At 40.1% G+C, this 5438-nt stretch carries 4 protein-coding genes and 2 pseudogenes; 3 read left to right on the forward strand and 3 right to left on the reverse strand.

The features are described 5' to 3' along the window. Both ACKI4H_RS15345 and ACKI4H_RS15350 read right to left on the reverse strand, forming a co-directional pair. Positions 1-541 (reverse strand): annotated as a pseudogene (locus tag ACKI4H_RS15345) (preprotein translocase subunit SecA); the annotation flags it as partial. A gap of 19 nt (positions 542-560) precedes the next feature. Further along, entirely contained in the window at positions 561-1484 is a 924-nt protein-coding gene (locus tag ACKI4H_RS15350; protein WP_407307259.1) for an acyltransferase, read from the reverse strand. A 253-nt stretch (positions 1485-1737) separates the two neighbouring features. Here ACKI4H_RS15350 and ACKI4H_RS15355 point away from each other — a divergent pair, with 253 nt between their 5' ends. The 3 genes from ACKI4H_RS15355 to dut all read left to right on the forward strand — a co-directional run bounded on the left by ACKI4H_RS15355 (position 1738) and on the right by dut (position 5051). Continuing rightward, positions 1738-2388, forward strand: a complete 651-nt coding sequence (locus tag ACKI4H_RS15355) for an OmpA family protein (protein ID WP_407307261.1) — start codon at positions 1738-1740, stop codon at positions 2386-2388. 136 nt (positions 2389-2524) lie between these two features. Next, positions 2525-4564, forward strand: coding sequence for a UvrD-helicase domain-containing protein (locus ACKI4H_RS15360; RefSeq protein ID WP_407307263.1), 2040 nt, complete (start codon positions 2525-2527; stop codon positions 4562-4564). A gap of 34 nt (positions 4565-4598) precedes the next feature. Beyond that, complete coding sequence (gene dut / locus ACKI4H_RS15365) at positions 4599-5051, forward strand: dUTP diphosphatase (RefSeq protein ID WP_407307265.1); 453 nt, start codon at positions 4599-4601, stop codon at positions 5049-5051. Between the two features lie 266 nt (positions 5052-5317). On the opposite strand, the pseudogene ACKI4H_RS15370 reads toward dut, so the two are convergent. Continuing rightward, positions 5318-5438: pseudogene (locus ACKI4H_RS15370) on the reverse strand (IS5/IS1182 family transposase); the annotation flags it as partial.

The following is a 5438-nucleotide window of genomic DNA, read 5'->3' on the forward strand; positions in this document are numbered from 1 at the left end:
TACTGTCTAAAACAGTAATCACAATGCGGCTGGTCAGTTCTTCGAGCACCAAATGATAATAAAAATTGGCGCGCTTATACCAACTGTCAGGAATGACTTTATAGCCATGTGCATACAAGTTGTAAGCGATTGAGCCGGCACGTAGTAAACGCAAAAAACGCAGCTGTGGAATAATCGACAGAATTTCATACCAATGAATAAAAGGAAAGAAAAACCAGCGTTTATGATGCTGTCCGATGATTGCAACTCCCCAGCGGATTAACAGTTCAATCACTAAAAAACTGGTGAACCAGCTTTCAGTAATAATTACCCAAGGACGTAATTCTGTTCGATAAAACTGCAAAATTTCCGGAAGATGGATGAAGCTAAATAACCAGCCACCAAAATCACTCATCAGGATGGCATTGGCACTTAAACAGAACAAATTGATGATGATGAGAACCATCATGAAAATGTCATAGCCCAGTGCAACTTTCCAGCCCCATGAGTCTTTTTTCACGAAATGAAAGGTTGGCTTGGCTATTGTGTCATCTTGCTTCATTTTCTTCCTTACAGGCTATTTATGCTTTTGCAGCCAAGTCTTGTTTCATGTGCTCAATGAGTTGATCTTTCTCAGTCCATAGCTCATGGACCCATTGCTGAAAGCGCTCACGATATTCAGCATCATCTTCATAATTACCGCCGAGTACCCAGCTGGGAATTTCAATTTTACGCAGATTGACTGCAATACAATTGACATCACCCAGCCAAAAATCGCCATAGCCAGGAGCACCATCTGGATAAACAATGGTCATGTCCACCAATGCATCAATTTTATCGCCTAAAATATTGAGGGCCAGTGCTAAACCACCTGCTTTCGGTTTGAGTAGATGTTTATAGGGTGAATGCTGTGCGGCATGTTTCTCTGGCGTAAAGCGCGTACCTTCTAAATAGTTTAGCAGGGTAAACGGTTGACTCAATAATTGTTCACAGGCTTTGCGTGATTCTTCCATATCACGTTTTTTAAGCCCCGGATTTTTAGCAATCTGTTCCTTGCTATGACGCTTCATCATGGGGAAACCTAAAATTTTAAAGGCTTGTCCAATAAACGGAATAAAGATCAGTTCCCACTTGGTAAAGAAACGGGTCAGGGGCATGCGGGTTAAACCAAAATACTGATTTACAGTGGTATCGACCCAACTTTGATGATTACAGGTCATCAGGTAACGACCCTGCATACTCAGATCTAAATCGTCATCGATACTAATATCCCATTTTAAATGCGGTAACACATGATCAATTAACCAATTATTCACACTGAGCCAACTGTTGGTAATCTGAATATTGGTTTCATCAACTTTACGTGATTTTTTGACGAGTTTAGTCAACCCCAGTGCAAGAACGGGTGGACCATGAAAAAAAGTACTTCCGCTCATTACTGATGCAACGGTTAATCCGCGAGATATTTTTTTTAGTATGGATTGTTTCTTGATTTGCGATGACATATACGAACGGTCCTAAGATGAAGTCGTCTAATGTTTTTTTCAACATTTAATAATAAATATAATTGTAGAATTTAAAATAAAAACATCTATTCATGCAACTATGTAGAAATTGTGTTCAAGATAACTGGATCATCAGCATAAAGTATTACAAGATGTAACGAAAGCTTGTATTATTTACAAAAAATCAATGGTATGCCCATTTTTTTTAATCCATCATTCCACTATACGATAAAACACAAAAAGGAGGCATGCTATGCGTGCACTAGCAATTTCAGCAGTAGTCGGGGCAATGGTATTAACGGGTTGTTCAACAACCGGTAATAACTTAGGCGGCGTGGAATATGACAAAACAGCACTTGGTGCACTTGTAGGTGCAGCTGCCGGTTATGGTATTTCTAAAGGTAGTGCAAATACTAGCGCACAAAACAACCGTGCAGCAGCAATTGGTGCAGTTCTAGGTGGTGCTACCGGTGTTTATCTTGATAACAAAGAGAAAAAATTACGTCAGCAAATGGCAGGTACTGGTGTAGAAGTTAACCGTAATCCAGATGGTTCAGTTGGCTTGATCATGCCTGGTAATATTACATTTGATACCAATAAATCTAATATCAAACCAAATTTCTACGCAACTTTGAACAAGGTTGCACAAACTCTAACTGAAGACAACAAGAGCGGTATCTTGGTGACTGGTTATACAGACAGCACTGGTAATGACTCAATCAACATCCCGTTGTCTCAAGCACGTGCACAGGCAGTTGCAAACTACCTGATTGCTCAAGGTGTTTCACCTTCACGCATTAATGCACAAGGACAGGGTTCAGCGAACCCGATCGCATCCAATGCGACTGCAGAAGGTCGTGAACAAAACCGTCGTGTAGAGCTAAGTATCTACGCAATCCAATAATTCTTATTGGATTCAATGCGGAATTAAAAAAACCACCTTCGGGTGGTTTTTTTATGAATGTCAAATCTGTATTTTAGGTTATGCAAGTTTGGCTGAGACGACTATAATCTAGCTCGAATCAAAATGAGGAAATACTATGTCGTCGGCAAGTCAACTCAATGACAAGCAACTTGAAGCCATGAAATACACTCAAGGACCCTTGTTAGTACTTGCAGGGGCAGGTTCAGGTAAAACTTCCGTTATTACGCGAAAAGTCGCACATTTGGTGCAGAACTGCGGTATTCCTGCACATCGTATTACGGCCATGACCTTTACCAATAAAGCCGCACGTGAAATGAAAGAACGTGTCGGAAAATTATTATCTCGTGAAGAAGCCAAAGGTCTCTCGGTTTCGACCTTCCATACCTTTGGTTTGAATTTGCTTCGTTTAGAAATAAAACATACTCCATTAAAAAATAATTTTTCAATTTTAGATGCCGATGACTGTAAACGCATTTTGATGGACTTGATGCATCGTGATAATTTGTCTGGTGCAGAAAGTAAAGAGCTGATTGCCAAAGCCATGAGAATGATTTCGGAGTGGAAAAATGACTTAATTCCACCCGAACAAGCACATACCACTTGCGAGACAGCAGAAGACGTGCAATTTGCGCATTTGTATCAACTGTATGAGCGCAATTTGCGTGCTTACAATGCAGTGGATTTTGATGACTTGATCGTGATGCCGACCCGTTTATTGCAAGAAAATGCCGAAGTTCGGGATAAATGGCAAAACCGTGTCCGTTATCTGTTGGTCGATGAATATCAGGATACCAATACTGCACAGTATATTTTGGTGAAACTGCTGGTTGGCGTGATGGGACAATTCACTGCGGTGGGTGATGATGACCAGTCGATCTATGCATGGCGTGGTGCAAAGCCTGAAAATATGGCTTTATTGAAAGAAGATTTTCCGAATCTAAAAGTCATTAAACTCGAGCAAAATTATCGTTCGACCAGCCGTATTTTAAAAGCAGCCAATACCGTCATTGGTAACAATCCCCATATTTTTGATAAAAAACTCTGGTCAGATAAAGGCCATGGTGACGTAATTCGGGTCATTACCTGCCGTAATGATGATGATGAAGCAGAACGCGTGGTCAAAGACGTCATCACGCATAAACTGATGAACGGTAAAAACTGGAAAGATTATGCGATTTTATATCGTGGTAATTTTCAGGCACGGGTTTTAGAAACCCAGTTACGCCAAATGCAAATTCCGTATAAATTATCGGGTGGTCAGTCGTTCTTTGGTCGTACTGAAATCAAAGACATCATGAGTTATTTACGTATCATCATTAATCCAGAAGATGACAGTGCATTCTTGCGGATTATTAATACGCCTAAACGTGCGATTGGTCCGGTGACATTAGAGAAGTTGGGCCTGTTTGCACAGGAAAATCATTTGTCGTTACTAACTGCGGCAGGTGATCAGCGTTTGACGATGGTGATGCCGAGAAAAGCCACGACACAATTGGCAGAATTTGCCGATTTTATTGGTAATTTTACCCGTAACTTACTCGAAGATGATGAGCCTGTACCAATCATTCGTCAAATGATGCTTGAGGCTGGCTATATCGATTACATCAAAGAGCAAGCGGCAACACCAGCGCAGGAAAAAACCAAGCTGGATAACATTGAAATCTTGTACAGCAGCATTCAAAGTTTGATTAATCGTGCTGAAGATGTCGATGAAAAAAGTATTGAAAGCGTGATTCGTAAAATGGTGTTGCTAGATATGCTCGAGCAGCAGAAGGAAGAAGAAGATACCGATAAAGTCAATTTACTGACCTTGCATGCTTCAAAAGGCCTTGAATTTCCTTATGTGTATTTGATTGGTTTGGAAGAAGAGTTATTACCGCATAAAAACTCCATTGCTGCCGAAACCGTTGAGGAAGAGCGCCGTTTAATGTACGTAGGAATCACGCGCGCACGCCAAGGCTTAACCATTACGCTTGCTGAACAGCGTAAAAATGGCGGACAAATGAAGCAAATGACCCCAAGTCGTTTCCTTGATGAATTGCCGCAAGATGATTTGGACTGGCTCGGGCGCAAGAAAAAATTGGCAGGTAATATTGATCCAAAATTGCAAGCACAGCATTATCTCGAAAATTTACGTGCGCTGATTAAGCGTTAATACACCATTAAACCATGCAATTAGGAAAGAACAGATGAAAGTTCAAGTGAAAGTACTCGATATACGTTTAGGCAGCCAGTGGCCTATGCCCACCTATGCGACTTCGGGTTCAGCAGGTTTAGACTTACGTGCTTGTGTAGAAGAAGCGACTGTCATTGAGCCAGGTCAAACGGTATTGGTTAAAACAGGTTTGGCGATTTATATTGAAGATACAAATTTCGCCGGTCTAATTTTACCGCGTTCTGGTCTAGGCCATAAACACGGGATTGTTCTAGGCAACCTTGTAGGTTTAATCGATTCAGATTATCAGGGCGAGTTGATGGTATCGGTTTGGAACCGCAGCCAAACTGCCTTTACTTTAGAGCCAGGTGAGCGTTTGGCACAATATGTGCTTGTTCCTGTCGTGCATGCTGAATTTGAACAAGTGGAAGAATTTGTAGCGACTGAACGTGGTGCAGGCGGTTTTGGTCATACAGGTAAAGGCTAAACTGTAGATTTAGTTTAAAGAATTTAAAACCTGATAAATTAACAATAACATTTGTTTTTATCAGGTTTTATTACTTATTTAAGGCGTGTCTCATAAAAGAATTCATAAATAGGGGTTTTTCACAAAATTAGAATGAGAATTATTGCTTTAAATAAGTTTTATTTTGTTAAATAATTTTTATTTTATAAATTATTTTTTTAAGTAAAAAATCAGCTTATTACTTGATAGTTGTAAAAACGAATAGAAGATTAGGGTCTGTTGACATTTCAAGTATAGAATTTACCCGATAAAGGTAGCCAAATAAATACACAAGCTAATGCAACTGCACCCTCATAGCTACACTTTAGCTTATCATATCGTGTTGCTATTCCTCTGAACTGCTTTAAC

The sequence above is a fragment of the Acinetobacter sp. genome (genome assembly GCF_045628685.1).
Classification (GTDB): domain Bacteria; phylum Pseudomonadota; class Gammaproteobacteria; order Pseudomonadales; family Moraxellaceae; genus Acinetobacter.